The organism is Ruegeria sp. BC1, from assembly GCF_056539305.1.
In genome coordinates, this window is record NZ_JBQFUT010000002.1 from 322,050 (window position 1) to 345,598 (window position 23,549).

Here is a 23,549-nt window from a genome sequence, read left to right on the forward strand (position 1 = left end):
CCTTCCCCACTGCATCTCCCATTGCGGGGGAAAGGGAAAAGAAATTTCCCATACTCGAGTCATAATTGAAATGGCATAAATTGACTATCCCTCAGATATGCGGGGGTTTTGTGAGTGAGTGGCGGCCGTTCTGGCCGGTAATGAGTGATCGCCGGGCGTGATTTTTCACCCGGCACTGTACAGGCCGCATGTTGGCCGACGGCGTCGCTGTTGTTGACGCGGGGGATCCATCCCCTTTGAGCGCAAGCTCTGCCTCTGCAACAACGACGGCGACGTCGCTTCAATTTCGGTTTTCGTGCCTTGCCCAGTCGGGTCCGGCGAATTAGACCCGGGCGCATGGCAAAGCTATACTTCAACTATTCCACAATGAACGCGGGCAAATCGACCGTGTTGCTGCAAGCCTCGCACAACTACCGCGAGCGGGGCATGGACACCTATCTGATGACCGCAGCGTTGGACGGACGTGCCGGAGTCGGCAAGATCGCATCGCGGATCGGTATCTCGGCCGAAGCCGATACGTTTGCTTCTGTCGACAACGTGTTTGCCATGATTGAAGAACGGCTGCGTCAGGGGCAGATCGCCTGCGTGTTTGTGGACGAAGCGCAGTTTCTGACCGAGGAACAGGTCTGGCAATTGGCCCGGGCCGTGGATGACCTGAAGGTGCCGGTTCTGGCCTATGGGTTGCGCGTGGATTTTCAGGGACACTTGTTCCCTGGCTCTGCCGCCTTACTGGCGCTGGCCGATGAAATGCGCGAGGTCCGCACCATCTGCAAATGCGGCCGAAAGGCAACGATGGTGATTCGTCAGGACGAAAACGGCACCCCCATCACCGAAGGCGCGCAGGTCCAGATCGGCGGCAACGAGACCTACGTCTCGCTGTGCCGCAAACACTGGCGCGAAGCTGTCGGCAGTTAGACCGGGTTCGGTAGAGGACGACCTGCGACAAAGGCCGCAGCATTGTCCAGCGCCATATGGCCCATATCGGTGCGCACTTCCTCGGTCGCCGTGCCCAGGTGGGGCAACAAGGTCACGTTTTCCATATCGCACAGAGCCTGCGGAACGGCCGGTTCGAATTCGTAGACGTCGAGCCCGGCACCCGCGATCTGGCCCGATTGCAAGGCGGTGATCAGGGCAGCCTCGTGCACAACTTCCCCGCGCGCAATATTGATCAGGATGCCTGCTGGGTTCATCGCCTTCAGCACTTGCGCATTGATCAGGTGGCGGGTGTTTGCGCCACCGGGCACGGCAAGCACAAGGAAATCAACTGACGCGGCTAGCGCTTCCAGATCGGGGATGTAATCAGCTGGAAACTCAACGTCTTTGGGGCTGCGCGAGTGATAGGCCACCTGCATTCCAAAGCCGAAATGACACCTGCGTGCTATGGCCTGACCGATCCGGCCCATACCGACGATACCGACGCGTTTGCCGGTGACATGGTGGCCCAACATCTGCGTCGGGTGCCAGCCTTGCCAATTGCCCGCGCGGACCAGCCGTTCACCTTCCCCTGCGCGACGCGCGGTTGAGAGGATCAGCGTCATAGCGATATCCGCCGTTGCATCGGTCACCGCGCCGGGTGTGTTGGTGACAGCAATCCCCGCGGCGCGCGCGGCATCCACGTCGATATGGTTGTAACCAACGCCAAAATTGGCCAGTAGCTTGCAACGAGGCTCGGGCACTTCGGCAAAGACCTGTGCCGTGAAAAGATCGCCTAGCGTTGGCACGACCATGTCGAACTCCCGCAACGCACGCAGCATCTCGTTGCGCGTCATAGGTAGGGTCTCGCTGCGGATTTCGACTTCGAACTCTGCGCGGGCGCGGGCCTCGACGGCGGCGGTCATCGGGCGGGCAATCAGCAGTTTCATCAGTGCATCCGCCCGCCAACGGGGACTTTTCCATCCGGGCCGATCAGGACGATCTCACCATTCTCATCGGGCAGACCCAGAACCAGAACCTCGGACATGAACCGGCCGATCTGACGTGGTGGAAAGTTGACCACGGCCATCACCTGCTTGCCCACCAGCGACGACGGATCGTAATGCGCGGTGACCTGGGCCGAGGTTTTGCGCTCACCAATCTCATCACCAAAGTCGATCCACATCTTGATCGCCGGTTTGCGGGCTTCGGGGTACGGTTCGGCACGGATCACCTCACCCACGCGAATATCAACCTTTAGAAAATCGTCGAAGGTAATCTCACTCACGCGACAGCTCCTTGGATCGGTCGGTTGCGGCTTTGACCGCACGGTGCAGCAGATCAGGGAAGCCAAATTCTTCGTGCATCAGCACCTCAAGCGCTGCCTGCGTGGTGCCGTTGGGCGAGGTTACATTGATGCGCAGTTGCGATGGGTCCTCGTCAGCGGCCACAGCCAACGCCCCTGCCCCGGCCACGGTGGACTTGGCCAGCTTCATCGCCAGTTCATGCGACAGGCCCTGAGCCTGACCAGCAGCGGCCAACGTCTCGATCAGGTGAAACACATATGCCGGACCCGAACCGCTGAGGCCAGTAACCGCGTCCATCTGCGACTCTTCCTGCAATCGGACCGTTTCGCCTATGGCGGACAAGAGGTTTTCGGCCTGCGAAATTTCTGCGTCCGTTGCGTTTGCGTTACCGATCAACGCCGTGATTCCCTGCCGAATCGCTGCCGGTGTATTCGGCATGGCCCGCACGATCGGAGTGCCTTCGCCCAGTACGTTTTCAAACGTTGCTATCGACGTCCCGGCCGCAACCGATACAAACAGGCTACCACCACCGCCCAGCGCCTTGATGGCAGGAAGGGCGTCGCCCATCATCTGTGGCTTGACGGCCACCAGCACCACTGCGGGGGCTTCGGGCAACGCCGTATTGATGTTGACGCCCTGCGCCTTCAACCACTCTGAGGGGTACGGATCAATCACCCAGACTGAAGACGCAGGTAGGCCATGCTCCAACCATCCGGCGAGCATGGCCGATCCCATCTTGCCGCATCCCAGAAGAACCAGCCCCTGTTCTGCAACGCGTGATATGTCCATGATGCCCCTCCCCATATTCGGTTTGGGGCAAAGCTTTACGCGCGGCCGTAGGCCTCTGCAATGGCGACTTGCATTGCATCTTCGGGGGTACGGTTGCCCCAAGTCACCAGTTGGATTGCAGGATAGTACCGCTCGGCGCTCAACACTGCCGCAGTGATCATCGTGTCGATCTGTTCGGGGCTGGCCGTCTGACCGCCGGCCAGAACCAGACCGTAACGGTAAACCATCAATTTCTGGTTGGCCCAGTATGTAAAGGCACCGGCCCAGCACTGATCATTCATCTTGTTCAGCAGCTCATACAGTTCGGATTCCCTCTCTGACGGAGGTTCCATCTCGAACGAGCACACCATACGGAGGGTTTCGTCAAAGTTAGACCAGGCCAACGTTATCGAATATGTGCGCCACTGCCCCTCGACAGCCATGGCGATCTGATCATCCCCGATCCGGTCAAAATCCCAGTCGTGATGTTCAGCAAGATGTTCAACAATATCGATCGGATGAAGGTCTTCTTCGAGAAACTGCTCGGAAAGGGCCATAATGCCACCTCACTATTCTCTAGCATTTCGGGGCTGGCAGCGCCCCAGCGCTAGTTGCCTGCTCTACAAGCCGGGCTTCCCCCATTGGCCTGTACTAAATATGGTGCGACGGGATGTGGGTTCTGGCAACCCTATTTATTGGGGATAACAGCAATAAGTTGTGGACAGAAAGCAACGGCAATCAAAATATTGGCTCCAAATGTAGCTTTGCCTTGATTTAATGCGGCAAGGCGTCAAACTACACCGCATCGCACAATCCACTGCCGGATTGCGCGGCGGTTACCTTATTCTCGAATACCGGAAATCTGGAAAACGCGACTGCGTTACTTGTCCAGCTTCGCCTCAAGGGCAGCGATGCGTTCTTCCAGCGCCGCGTTTTCCTCACGCGCCTTCTGGGCCATGGCGCGCACGGCATCGAATTCTTCGCGTGTAACGAAATCACGGTCGGCCAACCAGCGGTCGATCATCGACTTCATCGCGTTCTCGGCCTCTTCCCGCGCCCCTTGCGCCACGCCCATAGCGTTGGTCATCAGCTGGGAAACATCATCGAGGATCTTGTTGCGGGTTTGCATGGCTTTACTCCGAAATCGCGGTTGGTCTCTATATGGGGAATGATTACGCCGGGCTCAAGGTTGACTTGCCCTGCAAACCCCGGGCAATGAGACGCACATGCAGGCTGTTCTGAATTTCCCCGATCTGTCGCCCGAATTGTTCTCGATCTCTGTATTCGGGATGGAGTTCGCGCTGAGGTGGTATGCGCTGGCCTATATCGCCGGCATTCTGATTGCGTGGCGGATGGGCGTGATGGCGCTGAAACGCCCGGCCTTGTGGCCCCACAAGACCCCGCCGATAAAACCGGAACAGCTAGAGGATCTGATCACCTGGATCATTCTTGGCGTGATTCTGGGGGGACGTCTGGGATTCGTCCTTTTCTATCAACCCGCCTATTACCTCTCGAACCCGATGGAGATTCTCAAGGTCTGGCAGGGGGGAATGGCCTTTCACGGCGGACTGTTGGGGGTTGTGATCGCCTCATTCCTTTATGCGCGGCGTCATCACGTCCCGGTCCTATCCTTGGCTGACCTGATTGCTCATACAGTACCGCCCGGGCTGTTGTTGGGGCGGTTGGCGAATTTCATCAATGCCGAACTTTGGGGCCGACCCAGCGAGCTGCCATGGGCCGTGATCTTTCCCGGTGGAGCAGCTCAGGATTGCGCCGGTGTAGTCGCCGGAATGTGCGCGCGGCATCCATCACAACTCTACGAGGCCGCGCTGGAAGGCCTGCTTCTTGGCACCCTTCTGTTGTGGCTGGCCTACCGGCGAGGTGCATTCCATAAACCCGGCCTGATCATGGGCGTGTTCATGGCGGGCTACGGCGCGTCTAGGTTCATCGTTGAATTCGTCCGGCAACCGGATGCGCAGTTTATCTCGCCTGGGAACCCTCTTGGGCTGGCCTGGCATATTGGGGGGTACGGTCTGACGATGGGCCAAATGTTGTCGCTGCCAATGATCGCCCTTGGCTTGTGGTTCGCGTTGCGTGCAAAATAGGGATTATGAGCCTGAAAGATCATCTGCTGGCGCGTATCGCGCAGGACGGCCCGATGACAGTGGCCGATTACATGACCGAATGCCTGTTGCATCCAGTGCACGGCTATTACACCACCCGCGATCCCTTTGGCACACAAGGTGATTTCGTCACCGCTCCTGAGATCAGCCAGATGTTTGGAGAATTGATTGGTCTGTCCCTAGCCCAAAGCTGGCTGGATCAGGGGCACCCCGAGTCCTTTGCTCTGGCCGAGCTTGGCCCCGGACGCGGCACCCTGATGGCCGACATCCTGCGCGCCACCAGTCGGGTACCGGGGTTTCATGATGCTGCTGAAATCGTACTGCTTGAGGTCTCTCCCACCTTGCGAAAGCTTCAGGCGCAAACGTTGCAAGGTTATGAACCGCGCTGGATCGACTCGGTTGCGGACCTGCCTGAAGCACCGCTGTTTCTGGTCGCAAACGAATTCTTCGACGCGCTGCCGATCCGCCAGTTCCTGCGCGATGGCGACGGATGGCGCGAACGGCTGATCGGTGCCGAAGGCGACACGCTGGTCTGGGGTCTGGGGACGCACGCTACGCAGGTGGCGTTGAAAAATCGTCTGGAAGACACCCAGGACGGCGATTTGGTAGAATTGTGTGCGGCCGCGGTACCAATAATCACTGTAATCGCTGGGCACATTGGCACCTACGGGGGTACCGGGCTGATCGTGGATTACGGCGACTGGCATTCGCTGGGCGATACATTTCAGGCGTTGCGCGCCCATGAACACACCGATCCTTTAGACATGCCCGGTCAGTCCGATCTGACGGCCCATGTGGATTTCGAACCCCTAGCATTGGCGGCGCACGCGGCTGGATGCGCCTGTTCCAGCCTGACCACTCAGGGTGTGTTTCTGGAACGGCTGGGAATCACCGCCCGAGCGCAGGCGCTGGCCCAGCAACTCGGCGGATCCGAGCTTGATGCACTGACCGCCGCACATCGCCGGTTGACGCACCCCAAGGAAATGGGAAACTTGTTCAAAGTACTGGGTCTCTACCCTTCCCCCTCATCGCCGCCTCCGGGACTGATGCCATGACATTGGAAATTCTGACCTCAGATCTGCTTGCCCCAGTTCGTCACGGATTTTTCAGTCGCCACGGCGGTGCCTCTTCCGGGATATTCGCCGGTCTGAATTGCGGATACGGCTCATCCGATCAAACTGAGGCCGTCGCTATCAACCGCAGCCGCGTTGCCGAGGCGATGGACGTCGTGCCCGAGGCTTTGGTGGGTGTACATCAGATCCACTCACCGGTTGTTCTGACTGTGGATGCTCCGATAAACGGCGAAAAACCAAAGGCAGATGCGGTGGTCACTGCCACACCTGATCTGGCCCTGACGATTCTTACCGCAGATTGCCAACCCGTTTTGTTCGCTGATTCTGACGCAAACGTGATCGGTGCGGCCCATGCCGGTTGGCGGGGCGCGCTGGACGGCGTACTTGAGGCCACGCTGGAAGCGATGGAGGCACTAGGGGCCAATCGGGAAAATACCGCCGCTGTAATAGGCCCTTCAATCTCGCAACGCGCCTATGAGGTTGGGCCGGAATTTCTGGACGAATTCATTGCCGATTCCCCGGAAAACCTGCGGTTCTTCGCCAACGGAGAAGGCGACAGGCTACACTTCGATTTGCCCGCTTTTGGCCTGCACAGGCTGCGCCAGGCCGGGGTGGGTCAGGCTGAGTGGACACGCCATTGCACCTACTCCGATCCGGACAGATTCTATTCCTACCGAAGATCGACCCACGCGAAAGAAGCTGACTACGGTCGCCTGATTTCTGCCATAAAACTCTAACCTCAAGCCCCAATTGTGGCGAAATCGCCGCTTTTTTGCCACATTTTTTGTGTCTACCTGAGTCGGAACAAGTTGACGATTATTGTCCGGTCTCAGGTGGTTACCAGTCGATCCTCCAGCAGAGCGCGGCAAGTTTAGCAAAGGGGAATACCGATACATCGTTTGTCCTGAATTCATCCCGGATCGGCCTTATGACCGCCGTATTGGCCCCGCAGATTAAGGGCTCAGAGGGAAACGGGGACAAAAGCCCCCAAGCGAGCAGGACAAAAAGATGAAGATGAAATCCCGCTTTCTCAGCGCTGTTGTCGCAGCCACCAGAGAGCATGATCTGGAAATGCCCTGGAAACGGGTGACCAGTCACTCGGTCAGAGTTGCACGCCGCCTGGCGGCGCGTCGCTGATCATGAATACCCCAGGCACCAAGCTGCCGGTTCCAGGGGACCAGATGCACAACGGAGGGGTGCTCCGATCCGATGTGCGACCTGCTGCCGAGATATATGGCGGCATGTATTCGGAGCGTGTGGGCGCCGGCTATTTCGCCTGCGTTTTGTGTGAGTTTGTCTGGGGGGTCAAAGTGCTGACCAAAATATGTTCGAAAGTCCATCGCTACGGGGCAAGAGTTTGCCTGTCGCATCGCGGTCACCGTTCTCTTTCAAGACAAATTGAATACCGTTCAGGTGGTTCTGTACCAGTGTACGACGTGCCTGCGCGGTCAGTAGAGGGGACGGAATTATAATGGTTGTTCCACATTCTTTCTCGCGCGCGGCCAAAAATGCCGTTGAGACATCGGCGCTGCTGCGTGACGCGCCAAGACCAACAACACAACGCAAGGCGCAGCTGCGGCGCTATGAAGTCAGTACGCTGATGAAGAACGGTGATGTCGTACAGACCCGCCATATCGCGCCTGCCCTTCCGATGTTCGAAGACGCGTTCTGCGCTTTCACCCGAGGCTCTCTGGTCGAAACCGAAATCGGTCCGATGGCGATCGAAGACCTACTGCCCGGCGACACGGTTCTGACGCAGGATGGCCAATCTGAGACAGTGTTGTGGAAAGGGTCGGTTACCTTGATTCCGGGACGCGAAGATAGTCGCGGCCGGACCCGGCCCCTGACGCGGATTATGGCCGACACATTCGGAATGCAAAAGCCGATGTCAGGCGTGATTGCAGGCCCTGCCGCACGTTTGCTGGGAACGCCCGCACATCTACGGCACTTGCACGGAGACGAACAGGTTCTGACGCCGATTCACGAGTTCCAAGACGGCACAAGCGTGATTGAGACTCTGCCCCCAACTCCGATTGAGCTGTTTCATATCTGTCTGAAACGGCATTCGGTCATCCGGATCGACGGGTTGCAGTTCGAAACCTACCATCCCGGCATTAACGCCGTGCGCAGACTTAGCCATTCTCTGCGTTCGATCTATCTGAACCTTTTTGCGCATGTCGACTCGCTGAACGACTTCGGGCCGCTTATCCTGCCGCGTGCCGGAGACGGGGAGGTAGATGCGATTAGCGCGTGAGACTTAATCGAAACTGCAATGTGGGGGCATTATGCAGCTGATACTTAGTTGGATTCTATCATTGGCGGTGGCAGCCTTCCTGCCACCAACGAAGCAACATCCAAAAAGTAGGATGCTTACGCCATCCGGCTCATTCGCTCTTCCAGAACGTCGAAAGGTACGCCCGGTTCGTCTTTTGCGCCGCGGATAACAAGCGAGGTTTTGACGCTGGCCACATTCGGCGTGGTCAGCAATTGACCCGTCAGAAATTGTTGAAAACTGCTGAGATCCGGCGCGACACATTTCAGAATGAAGTCAACCTCGCCATTCAGCATGTGGCACTCCCGTACCAAAGGCCATTCGCGGCAGCGTTCTTCGAATGCTGTCAACTCGGATTCTGCCTGGCTTTCCAGACCAACCATGGCGAAAACCTGAACTTCAAACCCCAACTCGCGCGAGTTCACCTCGGCATGGTAGCCGCGGATCAGGCCCGATTCTTCCAACGTACGCACCCGCCGCAGGCAAGGAGGGGCTGAAATACCCACGCGTTTTGCCAATTCGACATTGGTCATGCGACCGTCTGCCTGTAATTCCGCCAGAATCTTGCGGTCAATCTCATCCAGCCGTGTCGCGACCATGAAATGCTCCTGAATTTTCGGTTGTTATATCAGCACCCGGCGGATGCGCAATAATCTTTCGTGACTGCGCAATATTCTTTATTTTCAATGTACTTTTTTTCCGAAACTTGCCAACCCACGCATGACGGGTATGAAACAGGAAGGGGCTTTAAGCCCTGTGCAGTGACCGCTATATCAATCCGCTAAGGGCCGCGCGCCCATATCAGGCAGATCGAGTTGGGGGTACCATGGCCGAAACACGTCACACTAAGGTTCTGATCATCGGGTCGGGACCGGCCGGTTATACTGCGGGCGTTTACGCTAGTCGCGCAATGCTGGAACCGATCCTGGTTCAGGGCATTGAGCCCGGTGGCCAGCTGACCACCACCACCGACGTTGAGAACTATCCCGGCTTCACCGAGGTGCAAGGCCCCGACCTGATGATCAAGATGCAGGACCACGCTAAGGCGATGGGGTGCGACGTCATCGGTGACATCATCACCGATCTGGATGTCAGCAAACGCCCCTTTACCGCCAAAGGTGACAGCGGCACCACTTATACGGCAGACGCGGTCATTCTGGCCACCGGCGCACGCGCCAAGTGGCTGGGCCTGCCGTCGGAAGAGAAATTCAAGGGATTCGGCGTTTCGGCTTGTGCCACCTGTGACGGGTTCTTCTACCGCGGACAAGAAATCGTCGTGATCGGCGGCGGCAATACCGCCGTAGAAGAAGCGCTGTTTCTGACCAATTTTGCCAGCAAGGTCACTCTGATCCACCGCCGGGACGAGCTGCGGGCCGAGAAAATTCTGCAGGACCGGTTGTTCAAGAACGAAAAGATCGAACCGCTGTGGTTCCACGAGTTGGACGAAGTGATCGGCGCAGACGCCCCGCTTGGTGTTGAGGGCGTGCGCGTCAAGAACGTCAAAACCGGCGAAATCACTGAGATTCCCTGCAAAGGCGTATTTGTGGCCATCGGCCACGCCCCGGCCAACGAGCTGGTCAAAGACTCGCTGGAGACTCACATGGGCGGCTATGTCGTGACCAAACCGGGTTCAACAGAAACCTCGGTCCCGGGTGTGTTTGCCGCGGGCGACCTGACCGACCACATCTATCGTCAGGCGGTCACCAGTGCGGGCATGGGCTGTATGGCTGCGCTGGACGCAGAACGGTTCCTGGCGGAACAGGAATAACCCAATGCTGGAATTCTCCGGCCCCGTCTGGAGAATTCTTTTTCGCGCGCAGATCAACGCCCCTCTGGCCCCTGCAAAGGCACCCGAGGGGCGTTTTCATCATTCAGGGCAGACGGCACTTTATTGCTCTCTCAGCGCAGACGGGGCTGGAATTGCTATCAGGCGCTATGTCTCAGAGGATGACCCACCCCGGATCATGCAACAGGCCCGAATATCTGGCGCGAGGCTGGTCGATCTGAGTGGTCAGCCTGACGCATCGGTAATCTGGCAGGACGCCCACGACGGCAATGGCATCTCGCCAACATGGAAGTATTCCGATCGCGCGCGCCAAATGGGTGCAGACGGGTTAATATACAGCTCCCGATCACAGCCAGAGCTGAGCCACATTGTTTTGTTCAGACTGTCCTCGGACCTGATTAGAACGGACACCCAGGCCATCCCCTGGACACCTCCTTGGTTGCAACCATAGCTTGACCCCTAAGCGCACCCGTATCAGACTCAGGCCAGCGAGTGAGGCAGATACAGGTGGCCTGATTGAATAACGTTTTGTGGCGAGGCAGTTGGGCGGTCCGGCTCAGAATTGGCAGTGGTCTGGTACTGTTCGTCTTCGCTTTTTTCCACTTTATCAATATCGGGCTGGGTCTGTTCCACACCGATTACCTGCACAATATGCAGGACGGACGTAAGGCCGTCACGCGCCACAATATCATGAGCGTGATACTGTACGTCGCGCTTTTCCTTCATGCCGGGTTGGCACTGTATTCCCTCAGCCAGCGCCGGACCCTGCGCATGCCGTTTAGCACCGCATTGCAGGTGATCCTGGGGCTACTGATCCCGCTTCAATTGATCTCGCACCTCGTGCAGACGCGATTTGCGCACGAAGTTTATGACGTCAACGACGAGATGGGATACATCATAATACTGATGTGGCCCAGCACCGCGATCTGGCTACAAAGTCTTCTACTGCTAGTGGTCTGGGTTCACAGCTGCATAGGCATCCATATGTGGCTTCGCCTGACCCGCTGGTGGTCACAGGTTGTTCCCTATCTGATTGGCGTGGCGGTGTTTGTCCCATCTTTCGCGCTGGCAGGATTGTTGACCGAGGGGAGGCGCATCTGGGCTGACTTTGCTGACGCCTTTTTACGCGAGCAATATATCGAGCATTACAACTGGCCTTCGCCGGAAGAGTTTCAGGCCCTGTCCAGCGTCAAGGATAATGCGTTGGTGGCCTTCTGGGTTGCCTTGGGTACCGCACTTTCCGTTTATGTGTTCCGCAAGCTTTGGCGGCGCCGGCATTCTGTCCGAGTGAAATATGTGGAAGGTCCAGAAGTGGTTGCGGAAAAAGGTATGACCTTGCTTGAAATTTCGCAGGCCAACGGAATTCCTCATACGGCTTTGTGTGGCGGCAAAGGCCGCTGCACCACCTGTCGGGTGATCGTCGAAGACGGTGGTGATCAGCTACCCGCGCCCAGTGATGTCGAAGCCCGAAGCCTTGCTGCGGTCAGCGCCCCGGACGGAACCCGGCTGGCCTGCCAGATCCGTCCAACTGAAGCCTTAACCGCGTTTCGCATGTTTCGCCCTGACGGTGGGCGCAAGCGCGCCCATGCCAGCCAGGGTCAGGAGCGGAAACTGGCCGTTCTGTTTCTTGACATGCGCGGATTTACATCGCGCACCACTGGCCAGCTGCCCTATGACATCGTGTTTCTGCTGAACCGGTTCTTCGACGCGATTGTTCCTGCAATCACCGCCGACGGCGGTGTAGTCGACAAATATATGGGTGATGGGTTGCTGGCCGTGTTTGAAACGCACGACACAGAAAGCTCGGCGCGGGCCGGACTGAAAGCCGCCGCCGATGTCAGCCGTGCGCTTGCACGTTTCAATCAACTGCTTGAGACCGAGAACAGCCCCCGTATCCGCATCGGCATGGGCTTGCATCTGGGCGATCTGGTTCTGGGCGAAATCGGTGCCGCCGGCAATGCGCCACGCACGATCATCGGTGATGCAGTCAACGTAGCCAGCCGGTTGGAAGGTGAAACCAAAGCGCTTGGTGTCGAGCTTCTGGTTTCGGCCGACTTACTGCAAGCCGCCGGGTATGACGGCGACCTGAGCGACGTCAGGCCCTTTGACCTTCGCGGGGTGACACATCCGATTCCCGCTCTGCCGGTAGCAACCGCTTCGGACCTTTTGTCCGAGATGGTGACTTGAGAACAGCCGCACTAATTTCGGCCAAATGACGCACACCTGAGGGAATTCGGTCGGGAATAGCCGATCCAGCCGGAAAATTCTTCCAATCCGGCTAAAATCCACGCATATCGTCCTTTGTTTCATGAATGTGTATGGACTTCGCCCGACAGTCGGGGCAAATGCCCCGCAAACGCAGCTGAATCCGTGACAAAACCCACTTCGACAAGAGTATTCAAATGACGATGTTAAGCAATCTGGCCCCGATCCCCGAACTGTATGTTTCTTACGAGTCAGCGCAAAAGCTGAAGGTAGAAGCTGCCGATCTGACCAGTTGGGATTTGAGCCCGCGCCAGATCTGTGATCTGGAGCTTTTGATGAATGGCGGGTTTAACCCCCTAAAAGGCTTCCTGAGCGAAGCGGATTACGACAACGTCGTCGAGAACATGCGCCTAGCTGACGGTACGCTCTGGCCGATGCCGATCACGCTGGATGTCAGTGAAGAATATGCCGAAAGCATCGAACTGGGTCAGGATATCGCCCTGCGCGATCAGGAAGGCGTCATTCTGGCCACCATGACCGTCACTGACCGCTGGACCCCCAACAAAGCGCGCGAGGCCGAAAAGGTGTTCGGCGCCGACGACGATGCCCACCCTGCGGTGAACTATCTTCACAACGTGGCCGGGAAAGTCTATCTGGGCGGTCCGGTCACCGGCATCCAGCAGCCCATCCACTATGACTTCCGCGGTCGCCGCGACACGCCGAACGAACTGCGCGCCTATTTCCGCAAGTTGGGCTGGCGCCGCATCGTTGCGTTCCAAACCCGCAACCCGCTGCACCGTGCGCACCAGGAACTGACCTTCCGCGCCGCGAAAGAAGCACAGGCCAACCTGCTGATCCACCCGGTGGTCGGCATGACCAAACCGGGCGACGTCGATCACTTCACCCGCGTTCGCTGCTATGAGGCGGTTCTGGACAAATACCCGGCCTCGACCACGTCGATGTCTCTGCTGAACCTGGCCATGCGTATGGCTGGCCCGCGCGAGGCGGTATGGCACGGCCTGATCCGCGCCAACCACGGCTGCACCCATTTCATCGTCGGTCGCGACCACGCAGGCCCAGGCAAGAACTCGGAGGGTGAGGACTTCTACGGCCCCTATGACGCACAGGACCTCTTCCGCCAATTCCAGGATGAAATCGGCGTTGAAATGGTCGACTTCAAGCACATGGTCTACGTGCAGGAGCGCGCCCAGTACGAACCCAATGACGAAATCGCGGACAAGGACGACGTCACGATCCTCAACATCTCGGGAACCGAACTGCGCCGCCGTCTGGCCGAAGGTCTGGAAATCCCCGAATGGTTCAGCTTCCCCGAGGTTGTGGCCGAACTGCGCAAAACCAAGCCACCGCGCAGCCAGCAGGGCTTTACCGTCTTTTTCACCGGCTTCTCGGGTTCGGGCAAATCCACCATCGCCAACGCGCTTATGGTCAAGCTGATGGAGATGGGCGGACGTCCGGTAACGCTGCTGGATGGCGACATCGTGCGGAAAAACCTGTCGTCCGAGTTGGGTTTTTCTAAAGAGCACCGCGACCTGAACATCCGCCGCATTGGTTACGTGGCCAGCGAGATCACCAAAAACGGCGGTATCGCCATTTGCGCCCCGATCGCGCCCTACGCCAGCACCCGCCGTGCCGTGCGTGAAGATATCGAACAGTTCGGTGCCTTCTGCGAGGTCCACGTCGCCACCAGCATCGAGGAATGCGAACGCCGCGACCGCAAGGGCCTGTACAAGCTGGCGCGTGAAGGCAAGATCAAGGAATTCACCGGAATTTCTGACCCCTATGACGTGCCCGCAAACCCCGAGCTGAGCGTCGAAACCGAGAATGTCGAGGTTGACAACTGCGCCCATCAGGTTCTGCTCAAGCTGGAAAGCATGGGTCTGATAGCCGCGTCGTAACCTTCAGCGAAATGAAATCAAAAAACGGCCGCCGGAACCCGGTGGCCGTTTTTTCTTTGCCCAGATTGACAAGGCGCGTTTCAGTTGGTGCATTTGCCGGGGCAAGACCCAAAGGTATTGAGCCTATGACCTCGACCCTGCCCACGATAGCCAGCTTTTGGTTCGGACCCGACCTGAGTTGGCTTGAGGCGTTGTGCATCCGGTCCTATCTGGATAACGGCCACCGCTTTGTTCTCTATGTCTCGCATGAGGTCAAAGGTGCTCCCGTCGGAACCGAGATCCGGCATGCCAAGGAGATACTCTGGCCGCCTCCATTCGAATTACGCGCGGATGACCGGTTAGGCGTCGCGGTATTCTCAGATATCTTTCGGCTGAGACTGATGCGGGAAACCGAATTCATCTGGGTCGATCTGGACGCCTTGTGTGTCAGGCCATTTGACTTCGACACACTTTACATTTTCGGCCAGTCCCATACTGGGAACTTCCCAACCGGGGTACTGCGTTTACCGAAAGACTCCGAAACACTTGCCCTGATGCTAGAGTTTGTAACGTCGGCCAACCCCACGCCCCCCTGGCGCGGAGCACGAATGCATCGCCGTAACAGACGCCGCGTCAGAAAAGGTGAGGCGTGGGGGATCGAAGCGCTGCCCTGGGGAAGTTCCGGGCCCAAGTCCTTTCAACGTTTCCTGCACCAAACCCATGAAAGTCGTCATGCCATGTCGGCGGATGTTTTTTACCCTCTGCCCCCCAAAGAGCTGTGGAAGCTGCACGACCCTGACACCCAGACATCCGAAATCGAACGCACAGATGTTCATTCGGTCCATGTTTACGGCCACCAAAAGAAGATAATGTCACAACGGCTTGAGGGGCTGCCCGCCCGTGGATCATATCTGGACAGGCTATGTGACCGGCACGCTATTGATGCCTCTGCCAACCCGATTTTGCCAACGGGCTGGTTGGCCCCTACCGGATAAGATTGCCGCAACGGTCAATGCCGGGGCATCGGCAAATCAACCTGACCGCGCATCAGAACATGGCCGCAGCCCGAGACTTTTATGCCGGTCATTGCTTCTGCTGGGCCAACTCGCGTGACTGTGGCCTGACCGGGGCGGCCCATGTCGTGCCCCTGTTCAGCAACAAAACTGTCCGTTGGCATCAGCCCGTGCTTCCACAGATAGGCAGCCATCGCGCCGGTGGCCGATCCGGTGAACGGATCCTCGGGCGGGCTGGGCGGTGCCATCAGCAGGCGCGAGAAGGTGTCGCCCGCGTCGGTCGCTCCTTTGAGGGTTACCAGGAACGGCTCGGCCATGTCAGAACCGGAATAACCGGCTTTCTCAGTAATTCTGCGCAATGCCCCAAGCTCCAACTGCGCAGCACGCAGGGCCTCGTGATCACGCAGAACGGTGATACAGAAAGGTAAACCGGTCGAGACGAACTGCGGTGGTGAGACAATCGCATCCTCGGGCAACGTGACGGCGGCTGCGACCAGATCGGCGGGTACGAGATCGCCGAATTTCGGTGCGACCTGGGTCATCTCGATCTCGTCCCCGTTCAGGCGGATCGACACGACCCCTGCCCCGGTCTCCAACGTCAGCGCGTCGCCTTCAAACGCGCCGCGTGAACGCAACGCTGCAACAGTTGCAATCGTCGGGTGCCCGGCAAAAGGAATCTCTTTGCTGGCCAAAAAATAGCGAACCCGGATATCCGCCACATCGGACGGCCCGGTGAATGTACATTCGACCAATGAGGTTTCGCGTACATAGGCCATGCAGACATCTTCAGACAGAACTGCCCCACCGTGAACGACGGCACAACCATTGCCGCCAAACGCACGGTCGCTGAAGGCGTCCACCCAGTCAAAGTCAAACCAGCTCATGTCTCGCGCCCTCCGATATGCGAACCACATGGCCCGCATATCTGGCCCTTGGCAGGGCTTATGTCACGGGGAATTCTGAAATTTAGTGAACGGCGACCGGAGAAAAGTCGTGTTCACGCGCCAGGATGAATGCCAGCTTGCGATCAGCGACCAGCGCCAGTTGCTGACCATCGGAGTCATAGACCCCATAAAGCTGATCCAAATCACCGGCCTGTTCACGAACTTCCCGGGGAAGATCCGCGACTTCGACCGCTTTGACATAAACGATGCGGTCGCCTTCGGTGTTCAGTTCGATCGGTGTATTCATAGCTCTTACCCCTTCTTTATATTGATCGTTTGCACCACGGTTTCAGGCACAGCACGGGTCAGATCCACGTGCAGCAGACCGTTTTCCATGATCGCCTCGCCCACCTCGACACCGTCGGCCAGCACAAACATGCGCTGAAACTGACGCGCGGCGATGCCACGGTGCAGGAAAATACGCCCTTCGCTGTCGTCGCGTTGACGGCCCCGGATCACCAGCTGGCGATCCTCGATGGTGATCGACAGGTCCTCTTCTGCGAAACCGGCCACCGCAAGAGTGATGCGGTACGAAAAGTCCGAGGTCTGTTCGATGTTATAGGGCGGGTAACCTTCATTGCCAGCCTTTGCAGACCGTTCCAGAAGGCGTTCCAACTGCTCGAACCCCAAAAGATGCGGGTATGAGCCAAGAGTAAGTTTTGACACGTATTCTCGTCCTTTTTTGTCAAAGCGACGTGTTGTGCGGCCCCGTTGCGGCAACCGCGTGTTATAGAATATGGGAAGAAACCAGGATGTCCACAAGGTCTGGCCCGATAACGCCTGACACACTATCTTGTGTGACAAGCACCACAATAACGACTGAGTCGCCAATGAACGCGCCCACCGATCTTTCGATGAAAACAGATGAGGTTTTGCGGGTTGAACTGGAGGTTTTCCGCCGCCAGCACCGTGACCTGGACGAAGCGATTGAGGCGCTGCAGGCCACCGGCACGGCAGATCAACTGACGATCAAGCGGCTGAAAAAGCAGAAACTTCGTCTGAAGGACATCATCCGCCTGATCGAGGACCGTCTGACTCCGGACATTATTGCATAAAGACCCCGTGACAGACCAGTTATCCGGTCTGTCTGCCGATTGATGACATGTGCACGCTTTTTACAGATATTTTGCGTGGATGCCCTAGTCAGGGCGCAATGTTTGCATTTGCGCTGAAGAAATTGGTCGGGTCGTATTTCCGTTTCAGTTCCTTCAATTGCCCCAGGTTGTCTCCAAAAGCCGTGGCGATTGCACTGTCTTCGTCATCCCCCAGATAGTTCAGATAGGTTCCGCCTGTTGAATGTGGCATCATCGCAGCGTGCATCTGACGCGCCCATGCAATTTGATCGGCATCGTCAGCCGGATCTGTCCAAAGCGGCAGAATGGCAATAAGGAAATCGTGCCCGCGTTGCGCAAAGGCATTGTCACCATTTGTCTTGGATTTCGCGGCCCCGGCGCAATGTTCAATCAGAATACCGGAACCGGGAATGGTCATGCCTTCCGAGTGCGCAAAAATCGTATCGATTGCCTCATCCGACAGTGTGTCGAGATAGGCAGATTTCCAATAATTGCGGCTGCCGGGGCCATAGGCGGCATCCAGCATGGACTGCATGGCCGGAAACGGCATTTCCTGTACGTCGGCCACCAATGGTTCACCAATTTCCGCCAGCGGTTGGATGGCTTTGCGACCGGCCTCTTTGTCATCGCCAATCCAGCAAGGCACCAACGCAGTCAGCGGGGTCCCGTCCGGCCCCCAAAGCAGCGCGGCGTAAACCGTTAGCTCGTCCGGAGCCCGTGACATGATATCCCGATATCCCCGAAGAACTTCGGCTGCTGCAGCACGCGGATAAGCGATCATTCCGCCCAATACTGTGGAAAGAGGGTATGCTCTGTACAGAAACGATGTCACTACTCCGAAATTTCCACTGCCACCGCAAATCCCCCAAAAAAGATCGGGGTTATGGTTAGGGCTGGCAGTCCTGATCGATCCATCCGCTGTGACCACTTCAGCTTCGATGACATTGTCACAGGCCGGGCCGAATTTGCGCGCCAACCAACCGAAACCTCCACCGGTGGTCAGTCCACCGATACCGGTTTGCGATACGACACCCAACGGCACGGCAAGGCCATGAGCATGCGTTTCCCGATCTACGTCGCCTAGCAGCGCTCCGCCCTGCGCCCGCACGGTCTGAGCGCCCGGGTCGACATGGACCGCACGCATGTTGGACAGGTCGATGACAAGCCCATCGTCACAAACGGCGCGCCCACCTACGTTGTGGCCACCCCCTCGAACCGAAACCAGAATATTGTTAGCCGAGGCAAATCTGGCCGCAGCGGAAACATCGGCAGTACCGTGACACAAAAGGATGGCGCCGGGACGTTTGTCGATCAACGCGTTCCATATGCTGCGCGCGCGGTCATAATCCGTGTCACCGGGCAAAATTAAAGTGCCGCGAATTTGCGTTCTGAACTCTTCAATACGGTCCTTCGGTACGGCTTTGCCGTCCCGATCTTTCAAAACTGTAACTGTCATGGGTTCCTCCTCGGGGACCAAAGTCCCGAGGGAATTATACACTAATTCGAATGTATTTTCAGCCTCCCGCCAAATGGACCGTCGAGTGCCCATGCCACATTGCCTCTGGGTCCGATTTGGCTATAGTGCGCGCTCTTTCTGGAAGGCAGGGACGCAAGCGGATGAGCGATGTGAAAGTGGGTATCATTATGGGCAGTCAGTCGGACTGGCCCACGATGAAAGAAGCCGCGAATATTCTGGATGAGCTGGGGGTTGCGTATGAAAAGCGCATCGTTTCGGCACACCGCACACCGGACCGCCTGTGGGACTATGGAAAGACCGCCGTTTCACGCGGATTACACGTGATCATCGCCGGGGCCGGTGGTGCCGCGCACCTGCCGGGCATGATGGCGTCAAAGACCCGGGTGCCGGTGATTGGTGTTCCAGTGCAGACACGAGCGCTTTCCGGGGTCGATTCGTTGTATTCCATCGTCCAGATGCCCAAAGGGTTCCCGGTCGCGACCATGGCGATTGGCTCAGCCGGTGGTGCGAATGCCGGTCTGATGGCAGCTGGCATTCTGGCGTTGCAGGACGACGCACTGGCCGAACGGCTGGACGCGTGGCGAGATGCCCTGTCGGCCTCGATCCCCGAGGAGCCTGTCGATGACTGAGGCGCTGCAAACCGGAGCAAAAATCGGAATTCTGGGCGGCGGCCAGCTGGGCCGGATGCTGTCTGTGGCAGCGGCACGTCTGGGATTTGTGACCCACATATATGAACCCGGTGCCAACCCGCCCGCCGGGCCGGTCGCCGATCGCGTGACCACGGCGGCTTATGACGATGCCGATGCATTGCGCGCTTTTGCCGAGTCGGTCGATGTCATCACCTATGAATTTGAAAACGTCCCGACCGAGGCGTTGGACCTGCTGGAATCTCACCGCCCTATCCGCCCCGGGCGCGAGGCGTTGCGCGTCAGTCAGGACAGGCTGACCGAAAAAAACTTCCTGCAAGGGTTGGGTCTGAAAACCGCACCCTTTGCCGACATCACCGATCTGGACAGCCTGAATGCGGCGATTGACCAGATCGGAACACCCGCCATCCTGAAAACACGCCGGTTCGGCTATGACGGCAAAGGTCAGGCAAGGTTGCGAGCGCCCGAAGACGCCGAGGCCGCTCTGGCCGATATCGCCGGTGCGCCCGCCATCCTAGAAGGGTTTGTGGACTTCAGCCATGAGGTATCGATCATTGCCGCACGCGGACTGGACGGTCAGGTCGCCTGTTTCGATCCCGGCGAGAACGTACATCGGGATGGCATCCTGCGCACCACCACGGTCCCGGCTCGCCTACCTTCGGCGCAGCGTACCGACGCAGTATTGCTGGCGGCGAACATTCTGAATGCGCTGGATTACGTTGGTGTGATGGGAGTTGAACTGTTCGTGACACCTGGCGGCCTGATCGTGAACGAGATCGCCCCTCGGGTGCATAACTCGGGTCACTGGACACAGAACGGCTGCGCTGTGGATCAGTTCGAACAACACATCCGCGCCGTGGCCGGGTGGCCGCTGGGCGACGGGCAACGACATTCGGATGTAATCATGGAAAACCTGATCGGAGACGATATGGACCGCGTCCCCGAATTGGCCGGCACGCGCGACGTGGCCCTGCACCTATATGGCAAAGCCGAAGTTAAGGCGGGCCGCAAAATGGGGCATTTCAACCGTATCGCGAGATGAGCAACCTGCGCGGTCAGTTCATGAACCGCGCTGCAATATCACCTGACATATAGCTGACCCGCCCACCTGCCAGTGTGGCGGCAACGCGGTGGGTCTGCGCGTCCAGAATGACCAGATCGGCGCGCTGACCCGGAGCAAGGCTGCCCCGGTCCTGCAATCCAAGAACCCGGGCAGGGCCCGACGACACAAGCGCCCACGCGCCCGCCAAGTCCAGTAGGCCCGTCTTGGCCAGCATCAATGCCGCGCGTCGCGGGCTGGGATAGTGATAATCCGACGCCAACGCATCGCAAAGGCCCATGGTAATCAGGTCCAGCGCGCTGACATTTCCCTTGTGCGATCCGCCGCGCACGACGTTGGGAGAGCCTAAAATGATGTGATCCCCAGCGGCACGGGCAGCCTCGGCGGCCTCGAGCGTTTCGGGGAATTCCGCGATCTGAGCACCTCGGGCACGCCAGTCGGCCCGCATCTGGGCGGTGGCGTCGTCATGGCTGCCCATACGGACGCCTTTTTCCGCTAGATCCGCGCACAGATTATCCAAAGCCGCCGGAACCTCATCCTTGCGGGCATGCATGGTCTGCAACATTTCAAGGTGTTTTTCCGGATTGCGGCCAGCCTTCAGTGCCTGCCCGGTCAGGCGCGGCGGTGTGCGGCCCTGAGCCAAGCGGTCGTGCGGCAGATGGTCATTGAAGACCACGTAAGGAACCTGCCATGCTACGATGCGTTCGGGCAGATCGGCATAGTCGTCCAGCATATGCGTTTCAAACCGTAGCTGCGGCATCAGTTCCGTAACCACACGCCCCTTGACCGAGGCGATTGCGTCGAACACCTGACCTGCAAATTCAGGTCCGCGCACCCCGCCTTCCCAGCTGTGGAACTGTGCCAGAACGGCGGTAGTGATGCCGTTGGAAGCAAGCTCAGATTCAACCGAAAGTATCCCTTCGTCCATCTGTTTCATTGCGCCACGACGAGGCGCAATGTGACGTTCGAACCCGTCCCCGTGCAGATCGATTATGCCCGGCAGGACAAGATAGCCAGACAAGTCGATCTGTCGCCCGGTACGATCTTGCTGGATGACGCCGTCAGCCAGCGAAAGATCGGCAGTCGTCACGCCTTGATCCGGCAGCAGCACCTCTGCTCCGGTCAGCGTCAGGTTTAGTGAGGTCATTGCGTGGGCTCCGACTCGGGTTCTTCGCAATTTTGGCCGATACAGATCTCGTCGATAATTTCCATCACACCGTCCAGCCAAGTGATCTGCGGATCGAACTGTCCATATTCGATGAAATGCAGCACCTGTGCCATCACACGGGGATTATTCATCATAAAGGTGTGTGTCACCGGTAGAACGATATGATCCACCATGCCCTCGACCCTTGTCGTCTGGACCGAGACTTTGCCGTCATCCCTGCCATCGATCATTGAAGAAAACAGCGGGTTCAGAGAGTTCTCTCCGGCGATCACGCCCAGTTCGAAATCCACTGGCGGCAGCTGGCGCGGTATGCCCTCGGGACCGGTGCCCAGCGCCAGTCCGGCGGGTCCGTGCAAAATACCGAAGACCTCGTAGGCACCCAGTTCATCAACAAGCTGGCTACCCTGATTGGGTGGGCCCAGCATCACCACGCGACCCAAATTTTCCGGGTGATGATCCTGCAACCAATAGCGTAACAGAATGCCGCCCATCGAATGAGCCACTACATTCACCGGATCATCTCCGCACGCAGTAAACGCATCCGGCAGGGTCTGATTGGCCAGCTCTGGGATCGGCAAGTCGGTCGATGGATAGCCCGGTCGCACCACGGAATACCCATGCGTGGCAAACAGTTGCTCCATCACAGCAAAAGAGGCCTCGGTCCGCGCCAAGCCGTGCAAAAGCACAACGCATTTTGCATTGGCCGCTACGGGGATAAGGAACAGGATCAGCGCAACCAGGTATCTCATAGCCGCCAGATAAGCCCTAACCGCATGCGATGAAACCCCTAGCGCGGCGTCAGTCGCAGGACCGCAAGCGCGATACCGCCCAAAACAAGCACAGCCCCCAAGATCAACCTGAAAGAAGCGACTTCACCCAACAAAAGAACACCACCCACTATGGCGATAATCGGAACGCTCAATTGAACGACCGCGGCCGTAGTTGGGGCAAGCATCGGCAGCACCCGATACCAGAGCGCATAGCCCATTCCCGAAGTAACCCCACCAGAAATCGCGGCCAACACATACCCCAAGGCCGTCATGTGCCAATCACCGCCGATGGCCATCAGGGCCAGCCCTGTTACCGGAAGCGCCACGACGAAGTTGGCCGCAGTGCCAGTAAGCGCATCCGGCTCGGTGCGTCCGACCAGTGAATAGATTGCCCACCCAATCCCTGCGCTGGTCATCAGCGCTGCGCCCGCCGGGTTGACCTGAACAGCCCCGGACGGCCAAAGCACAAAAGCCAGCCCTGCCAGTGCAATCGCGGCCCCGGCCAACTGTCGGGCGGTTGGCCTGACGCCCACCACAGACGTCACGCCAAACATGGTGATCTGTACGACCCCAAATAGGATCAGGGCTCCAAGCCCGGCGTCCAGTGTTAGATAAGCAACGGAAAACCCGATCATGTACAGTGACAACGCCCCGGCACCGGCAATCCTGCGTCGTTTCCTCAAAGGCAAATGCCCTGCCTTCATGTAAACCAGAACGACCAATACCACTGCACCAGTCAGCACCCGGACAACAGCAAATCCTGCCGGGTCACTGACACCGCTGTCGATGGCCAGACGGTTCAGGATCGAATTCGCGGCAAACGCGCACATAGTCAGGGCGGTGAGCAGAAACAGTCGCATGTCAATCGCATACCGTTTTCACTGCCGATTGCACACTCACTTTCTGGCGCGGACAGCCCCTCTGCATCTTTTCCCGAATATTCCTGCTAGCGGCATTGCTGCATAGCGGCCTTTCTAACGAAACGGGGCTGCCCGAAGGCAGCCCCATCTTTCCTCTTTACGGCATCCCCTTTCGGCAATTTGACCACAATGGCCA

At 58.0% G+C, this 23,549-nt stretch carries 27 protein-coding genes; 14 read left to right on the top strand and 13 right to left on the bottom strand.

The annotated features are described in order from the left end of the window. The first annotated feature begins 336 nt into the window (after nucleotides 1-336). Nucleotides 337-915 carry a thymidine kinase gene (locus ACR0IY_RS07340; RefSeq protein WP_480671759.1) on the top strand — a complete coding sequence of 193 codons (579 nt, stop codon included), beginning with the start codon at nucleotides 337-339 and terminating at the stop codon, nucleotides 913-915. On the opposite strand, the gene ACR0IY_RS07345 is transcribed toward ACR0IY_RS07340, so the two are convergent. The 5 genes from ACR0IY_RS07345 to ACR0IY_RS07365 all read right to left on the bottom strand — a co-directional run bounded on the left by ACR0IY_RS07345 (nucleotide 912) and on the right by ACR0IY_RS07365 (nucleotide 4,116). Beyond that, nucleotides 912-1,862, bottom strand: a complete 951-nt coding sequence (locus tag ACR0IY_RS07345; RefSeq protein ID WP_480671761.1) for a 2-hydroxyacid dehydrogenase — start codon at nucleotides 1,860-1,862, stop codon at nucleotides 912-914. The genes ACR0IY_RS07340 and ACR0IY_RS07345 overlap by 4 nt on opposite strands. After that, on the bottom strand, nucleotides 1,862-2,200 hold the full coding sequence (locus ACR0IY_RS07350; protein ID WP_480671763.1) for a tRNA-binding protein: 339 nt from the start codon (nucleotides 2,198-2,200) through the stop codon (nucleotides 1,862-1,864). Before ACR0IY_RS07350 ends, ACR0IY_RS07345 begins: the two co-directional genes overlap by 1 nt. After that, entirely contained in the window at nucleotides 2,193-3,008 is an 816-nt protein-coding gene (gene proC, locus ACR0IY_RS07355; protein WP_480671765.1) for a pyrroline-5-carboxylate reductase, read from the bottom strand. Before proC ends, ACR0IY_RS07350 begins: the two co-directional genes overlap by 8 nt. A 35-nt stretch (nucleotides 3,009-3,043) precedes the next feature. Further along, nucleotides 3,044-3,544, bottom strand: a complete 501-nt coding sequence (locus tag ACR0IY_RS07360) for a type III secretion system chaperone family protein (protein WP_480671767.1) — start codon at nucleotides 3,542-3,544, stop codon at nucleotides 3,044-3,046. A gap of 323 nt (nucleotides 3,545-3,867) precedes the next feature. Further along, nucleotides 3,868-4,116, bottom strand: a complete 249-nt coding sequence (locus ACR0IY_RS07365) for an accessory factor UbiK family protein (protein WP_170384762.1) — start codon at nucleotides 4,114-4,116, stop codon at nucleotides 3,868-3,870. 97 nt (nucleotides 4,117-4,213) lie between these two features. Between ACR0IY_RS07365 and lgt the strand changes: the two genes are divergently transcribed. From lgt to ACR0IY_RS07390, 5 genes are all read left to right on the top strand, one after another. Next, nucleotides 4,214-5,092, top strand: a complete 879-nt coding sequence (gene lgt, locus ACR0IY_RS07370) for a prolipoprotein diacylglyceryl transferase (protein WP_480671769.1) — start codon at nucleotides 4,214-4,216, stop codon at nucleotides 5,090-5,092. A 5-nt stretch (nucleotides 5,093-5,097) separates the two neighbouring features. After that, nucleotides 5,098-6,165, top strand: coding sequence for a class I SAM-dependent methyltransferase (locus ACR0IY_RS07375; RefSeq protein WP_480671771.1), 1,068 nt, complete (start codon nucleotides 5,098-5,100; stop codon nucleotides 6,163-6,165). After that, nucleotides 6,162-6,920, top strand: a complete 759-nt coding sequence (pgeF, locus tag ACR0IY_RS07380) for a peptidoglycan editing factor PgeF (RefSeq protein ID WP_480671773.1) — start codon at nucleotides 6,162-6,164, stop codon at nucleotides 6,918-6,920. The genes ACR0IY_RS07375 and pgeF overlap by 4 nt, the downstream gene beginning before the upstream one ends. 271 nt (nucleotides 6,921-7,191) lie before the next feature. Next, the gene (locus ACR0IY_RS07385) at nucleotides 7,192-7,320 is read left to right on the top strand and encodes a hypothetical protein (protein ID WP_480671775.1); all 129 of its coding nucleotides are present in this window, start codon (nucleotides 7,192-7,194) and stop codon (nucleotides 7,318-7,320) included. Between the two features lie 334 nt (nucleotides 7,321-7,654). Continuing rightward, nucleotides 7,655-8,437 carry a Hint domain-containing protein gene (locus ACR0IY_RS07390; RefSeq protein WP_480671778.1) on the top strand — a complete coding sequence of 261 codons (783 nt, stop codon included), beginning with the start codon at nucleotides 7,655-7,657 and terminating at the stop codon, nucleotides 8,435-8,437. A 116-nt stretch (nucleotides 8,438-8,553) separates the two neighbouring features. Here ACR0IY_RS07390 and ACR0IY_RS07395 read toward each other — a convergent pair whose 3' ends face one another. Continuing rightward, nucleotides 8,554-9,054, bottom strand: a complete 501-nt coding sequence (locus ACR0IY_RS07395; RefSeq protein ID WP_480671780.1) for an Lrp/AsnC family transcriptional regulator — start codon at nucleotides 9,052-9,054, stop codon at nucleotides 8,554-8,556. A gap of 227 nt (nucleotides 9,055-9,281) precedes the next feature. Here ACR0IY_RS07395 and trxB point away from each other — a divergent pair, with 227 nt between their 5' ends. From trxB to ACR0IY_RS07420, 5 genes are all read left to right on the top strand, one after another. Next, nucleotides 9,282-10,223, top strand: a complete 942-nt coding sequence (gene trxB / locus ACR0IY_RS07400) for a thioredoxin-disulfide reductase (protein WP_480671782.1) — start codon at nucleotides 9,282-9,284, stop codon at nucleotides 10,221-10,223. A 4-nt stretch (nucleotides 10,224-10,227) separates the two neighbouring features. Beyond that, nucleotides 10,228-10,692, top strand: coding sequence for an RES family NAD+ phosphorylase (locus ACR0IY_RS07405; RefSeq protein ID WP_480671784.1), 465 nt, complete (start codon nucleotides 10,228-10,230; stop codon nucleotides 10,690-10,692). 65 nt (nucleotides 10,693-10,757) lie between these two features. Beyond that, entirely contained in the window at nucleotides 10,758-12,428 is a 1,671-nt protein-coding gene (locus ACR0IY_RS07410) for an adenylate/guanylate cyclase domain-containing protein (RefSeq protein WP_480671786.1), read from the top strand. Between the two features lie 215 nt (nucleotides 12,429-12,643). After that, complete coding sequence (locus tag ACR0IY_RS07415) at nucleotides 12,644-14,362, top strand: bifunctional sulfate adenylyltransferase/adenylylsulfate kinase (RefSeq protein ID WP_480671788.1); 1,719 nt, start codon at nucleotides 12,644-12,646, stop codon at nucleotides 14,360-14,362. Between the two features lie 125 nt (nucleotides 14,363-14,487). Beyond that, nucleotides 14,488-15,336 (top strand): hypothetical protein, encoded by an 849-nt coding sequence (locus ACR0IY_RS07420; RefSeq protein ID WP_480671790.1) that lies wholly within the window; start codon nucleotides 14,488-14,490, stop codon nucleotides 15,334-15,336. 14 nt (nucleotides 15,337-15,350) lie between these two features. Here ACR0IY_RS07420 and ACR0IY_RS07425 read toward each other — a convergent pair whose 3' ends face one another. The 3 genes from ACR0IY_RS07425 to ACR0IY_RS07435 all read right to left on the bottom strand — a co-directional run bounded on the left by ACR0IY_RS07425 (nucleotide 15,351) and on the right by ACR0IY_RS07435 (nucleotide 16,964). Next, nucleotides 15,351-16,238, bottom strand: coding sequence for a PhzF family phenazine biosynthesis protein (locus tag ACR0IY_RS07425; protein ID WP_480671792.1), 888 nt, complete (start codon nucleotides 16,236-16,238; stop codon nucleotides 15,351-15,353). An 82-nt stretch (nucleotides 16,239-16,320) separates the two neighbouring features. After that, nucleotides 16,321-16,545 (bottom strand): DUF1150 family protein, encoded by a 225-nt coding sequence (locus ACR0IY_RS07430; RefSeq protein ID WP_480671794.1) that lies wholly within the window; start codon nucleotides 16,543-16,545, stop codon nucleotides 16,321-16,323. A gap of 5 nt (nucleotides 16,546-16,550) precedes the next feature. Next, nucleotides 16,551-16,964 carry an Hsp20 family protein gene (locus ACR0IY_RS07435; RefSeq protein WP_010441788.1) on the bottom strand — a complete coding sequence of 138 codons (414 nt, stop codon included), beginning with the start codon at nucleotides 16,962-16,964 and terminating at the stop codon, nucleotides 16,551-16,553. Between the two features lie 164 nt (nucleotides 16,965-17,128). On the opposite strand from ACR0IY_RS07435, the gene ACR0IY_RS07440 reads away from it, so the two are divergent. Continuing rightward, nucleotides 17,129-17,353: a YdcH family protein gene (locus ACR0IY_RS07440; RefSeq protein WP_170325931.1), complete on the top strand. Its 225-nt coding sequence runs from the start codon at nucleotides 17,129-17,131 to the stop codon at nucleotides 17,351-17,353. An 88-nt stretch (nucleotides 17,354-17,441) separates the two neighbouring features. On the opposite strand, the gene ACR0IY_RS07445 is transcribed toward ACR0IY_RS07440, so the two are convergent. Continuing rightward, a complete protein-coding gene (locus ACR0IY_RS07445) occupies nucleotides 17,442-18,827 on the bottom strand; it encodes an FAD-binding oxidoreductase (protein ID WP_480671796.1) in 1,386 nt (461 codons plus the stop codon). 161 nt (nucleotides 18,828-18,988) lie between these two features. On the opposite strand from ACR0IY_RS07445, the gene purE reads away from it, so the two are divergent. Together purE and ACR0IY_RS07455 are read left to right on the top strand one after the other, a co-directional pair. Next, entirely contained in the window at nucleotides 18,989-19,477 is a 489-nt protein-coding gene (purE, locus tag ACR0IY_RS07450; protein WP_480671798.1) for a 5-(carboxyamino)imidazole ribonucleotide mutase, read from the top strand. Then, complete coding sequence (locus ACR0IY_RS07455; protein ID WP_480671800.1) at nucleotides 19,470-20,537, top strand: 5-(carboxyamino)imidazole ribonucleotide synthase; 1,068 nt, start codon at nucleotides 19,470-19,472, stop codon at nucleotides 20,535-20,537. The genes purE and ACR0IY_RS07455 overlap by 8 nt, the downstream gene beginning before the upstream one ends. Nucleotides 20,538-20,550: 13 nt before the next feature. Here ACR0IY_RS07455 and ACR0IY_RS07460 read toward each other — a convergent pair whose 3' ends face one another. Genes ACR0IY_RS07460 through ACR0IY_RS07470 form a run of 3 tightly spaced genes read right to left on the bottom strand, consistent with a single transcriptional unit; the run spans nucleotide 20,551 to nucleotide 23,353 of the window. Next, entirely contained in the window at nucleotides 20,551-21,702 is a 1,152-nt protein-coding gene (locus ACR0IY_RS07460) for an alpha-D-ribose 1-methylphosphonate 5-triphosphate diphosphatase (protein ID WP_480671802.1), read from the bottom strand. After that, on the bottom strand, nucleotides 21,699-22,472 hold the full coding sequence (locus tag ACR0IY_RS07465; protein ID WP_480671804.1) for an esterase/lipase family protein: 774 nt from the start codon (nucleotides 22,470-22,472) through the stop codon (nucleotides 21,699-21,701). The genes ACR0IY_RS07460 and ACR0IY_RS07465 overlap by 4 nt, the downstream gene beginning before the upstream one ends. Before the next feature lie 38 nt (nucleotides 22,473-22,510). Continuing rightward, nucleotides 22,511-23,353, bottom strand: a complete 843-nt coding sequence (locus tag ACR0IY_RS07470) for a DMT family transporter (RefSeq protein WP_480671806.1) — start codon at nucleotides 23,351-23,353, stop codon at nucleotides 22,511-22,513. Between the last annotated feature and the right edge of the window lie 196 nt (nucleotides 23,354-23,549).

What these genes read in the sequence shown, in the direction of transcription:
- ACR0IY_RS07340 (WP_480671759.1), top strand. Translation starts at nt 337, where the DNA reads ATGGCAAAGCTATACTTCAACTATTCCACAATGAACGCGGGCAAATCG.
- ACR0IY_RS07345 (WP_480671761.1), bottom strand. Translation starts at nt 1,862, where the DNA reads ATGAAACTGCTGATTGCCCGCCCGATGACCGCCGCCGTCGAGGCCCGC.
- proC (WP_480671765.1), bottom strand. Translation starts at nt 3,008, where the DNA reads ATGGACATATCACGCGTTGCAGAACAGGGGCTGGTTCTTCTGGGATGC.
- ACR0IY_RS07360 (WP_480671767.1), bottom strand. Translation starts at nt 3,544, where the DNA reads ATGGCCCTTTCCGAGCAGTTTCTCGAAGAAGACCTTCATCCGATCGAT.
- ACR0IY_RS07365 (WP_170384762.1), bottom strand. Translation starts at nt 4,116, where the DNA reads ATGCAAACCCGCAACAAGATCCTCGATGATGTTTCCCAGCTGATGACC.
- lgt (WP_480671769.1), top strand. Translation starts at nt 4,214, where the DNA reads ATGCAGGCTGTTCTGAATTTCCCCGATCTGTCGCCCGAATTGTTCTCG.
- ACR0IY_RS07375 (WP_480671771.1), top strand. Translation starts at nt 5,098, where the DNA reads ATGAGCCTGAAAGATCATCTGCTGGCGCGTATCGCGCAGGACGGCCCG.
- pgeF (WP_480671773.1), top strand. Translation starts at nt 6,162, where the DNA reads ATGACATTGGAAATTCTGACCTCAGATCTGCTTGCCCCAGTTCGTCAC.
- ACR0IY_RS07385 (WP_480671775.1), top strand. Translation starts at nt 7,192, where the DNA reads ATGAAGATGAAATCCCGCTTTCTCAGCGCTGTTGTCGCAGCCACCAGA.
- ACR0IY_RS07390 (WP_480671778.1), top strand. Translation starts at nt 7,655, where the DNA reads ATGGTTGTTCCACATTCTTTCTCGCGCGCGGCCAAAAATGCCGTTGAG.
- ACR0IY_RS07395 (WP_480671780.1), bottom strand. Translation starts at nt 9,054, where the DNA reads ATGGTCGCGACACGGCTGGATGAGATTGACCGCAAGATTCTGGCGGAA.
- trxB (WP_480671782.1), top strand. Translation starts at nt 9,282, where the DNA reads ATGGCCGAAACACGTCACACTAAGGTTCTGATCATCGGGTCGGGACCG.
- ACR0IY_RS07405 (WP_480671784.1), top strand. Translation starts at nt 10,228, where the DNA reads ATGCTGGAATTCTCCGGCCCCGTCTGGAGAATTCTTTTTCGCGCGCAG.
- ACR0IY_RS07415 (WP_480671788.1), top strand. Translation starts at nt 12,644, where the DNA reads ATGACGATGTTAAGCAATCTGGCCCCGATCCCCGAACTGTATGTTTCT.
- ACR0IY_RS07420 (WP_480671790.1), top strand. Translation starts at nt 14,488, where the DNA reads ATGACCTCGACCCTGCCCACGATAGCCAGCTTTTGGTTCGGACCCGAC.
- ACR0IY_RS07425 (WP_480671792.1), bottom strand. Translation starts at nt 16,238, where the DNA reads ATGAGCTGGTTTGACTTTGACTGGGTGGACGCCTTCAGCGACCGTGCG.
- ACR0IY_RS07430 (WP_480671794.1), bottom strand. Translation starts at nt 16,545, where the DNA reads ATGAATACACCGATCGAACTGAACACCGAAGGCGACCGCATCGTTTAT.
- ACR0IY_RS07440 (WP_170325931.1), top strand. Translation starts at nt 17,129, where the DNA reads ATGAACGCGCCCACCGATCTTTCGATGAAAACAGATGAGGTTTTGCGG.
- ACR0IY_RS07445 (WP_480671796.1), bottom strand. Translation starts at nt 18,827, where the DNA reads ATGACAGTTACAGTTTTGAAAGATCGGGACGGCAAAGCCGTACCGAAG.
- purE (WP_480671798.1), top strand. Translation starts at nt 18,989, where the DNA reads ATGAGCGATGTGAAAGTGGGTATCATTATGGGCAGTCAGTCGGACTGG.
- ACR0IY_RS07455 (WP_480671800.1), top strand. Translation starts at nt 19,470, where the DNA reads ATGACTGAGGCGCTGCAAACCGGAGCAAAAATCGGAATTCTGGGCGGC.
- ACR0IY_RS07460 (WP_480671802.1), bottom strand. Translation starts at nt 21,702, where the DNA reads ATGACCTCACTAAACCTGACGCTGACCGGAGCAGAGGTGCTGCTGCCG.
- ACR0IY_RS07465 (WP_480671804.1), bottom strand. Translation starts at nt 22,472, where the DNA reads ATGAGATACCTGGTTGCGCTGATCCTGTTCCTTATCCCCGTAGCGGCC.
- ACR0IY_RS07470 (WP_480671806.1), bottom strand. Translation starts at nt 23,353, where the DNA reads ATGCGACTGTTTCTGCTCACCGCCCTGACTATGTGCGCGTTTGCCGCG.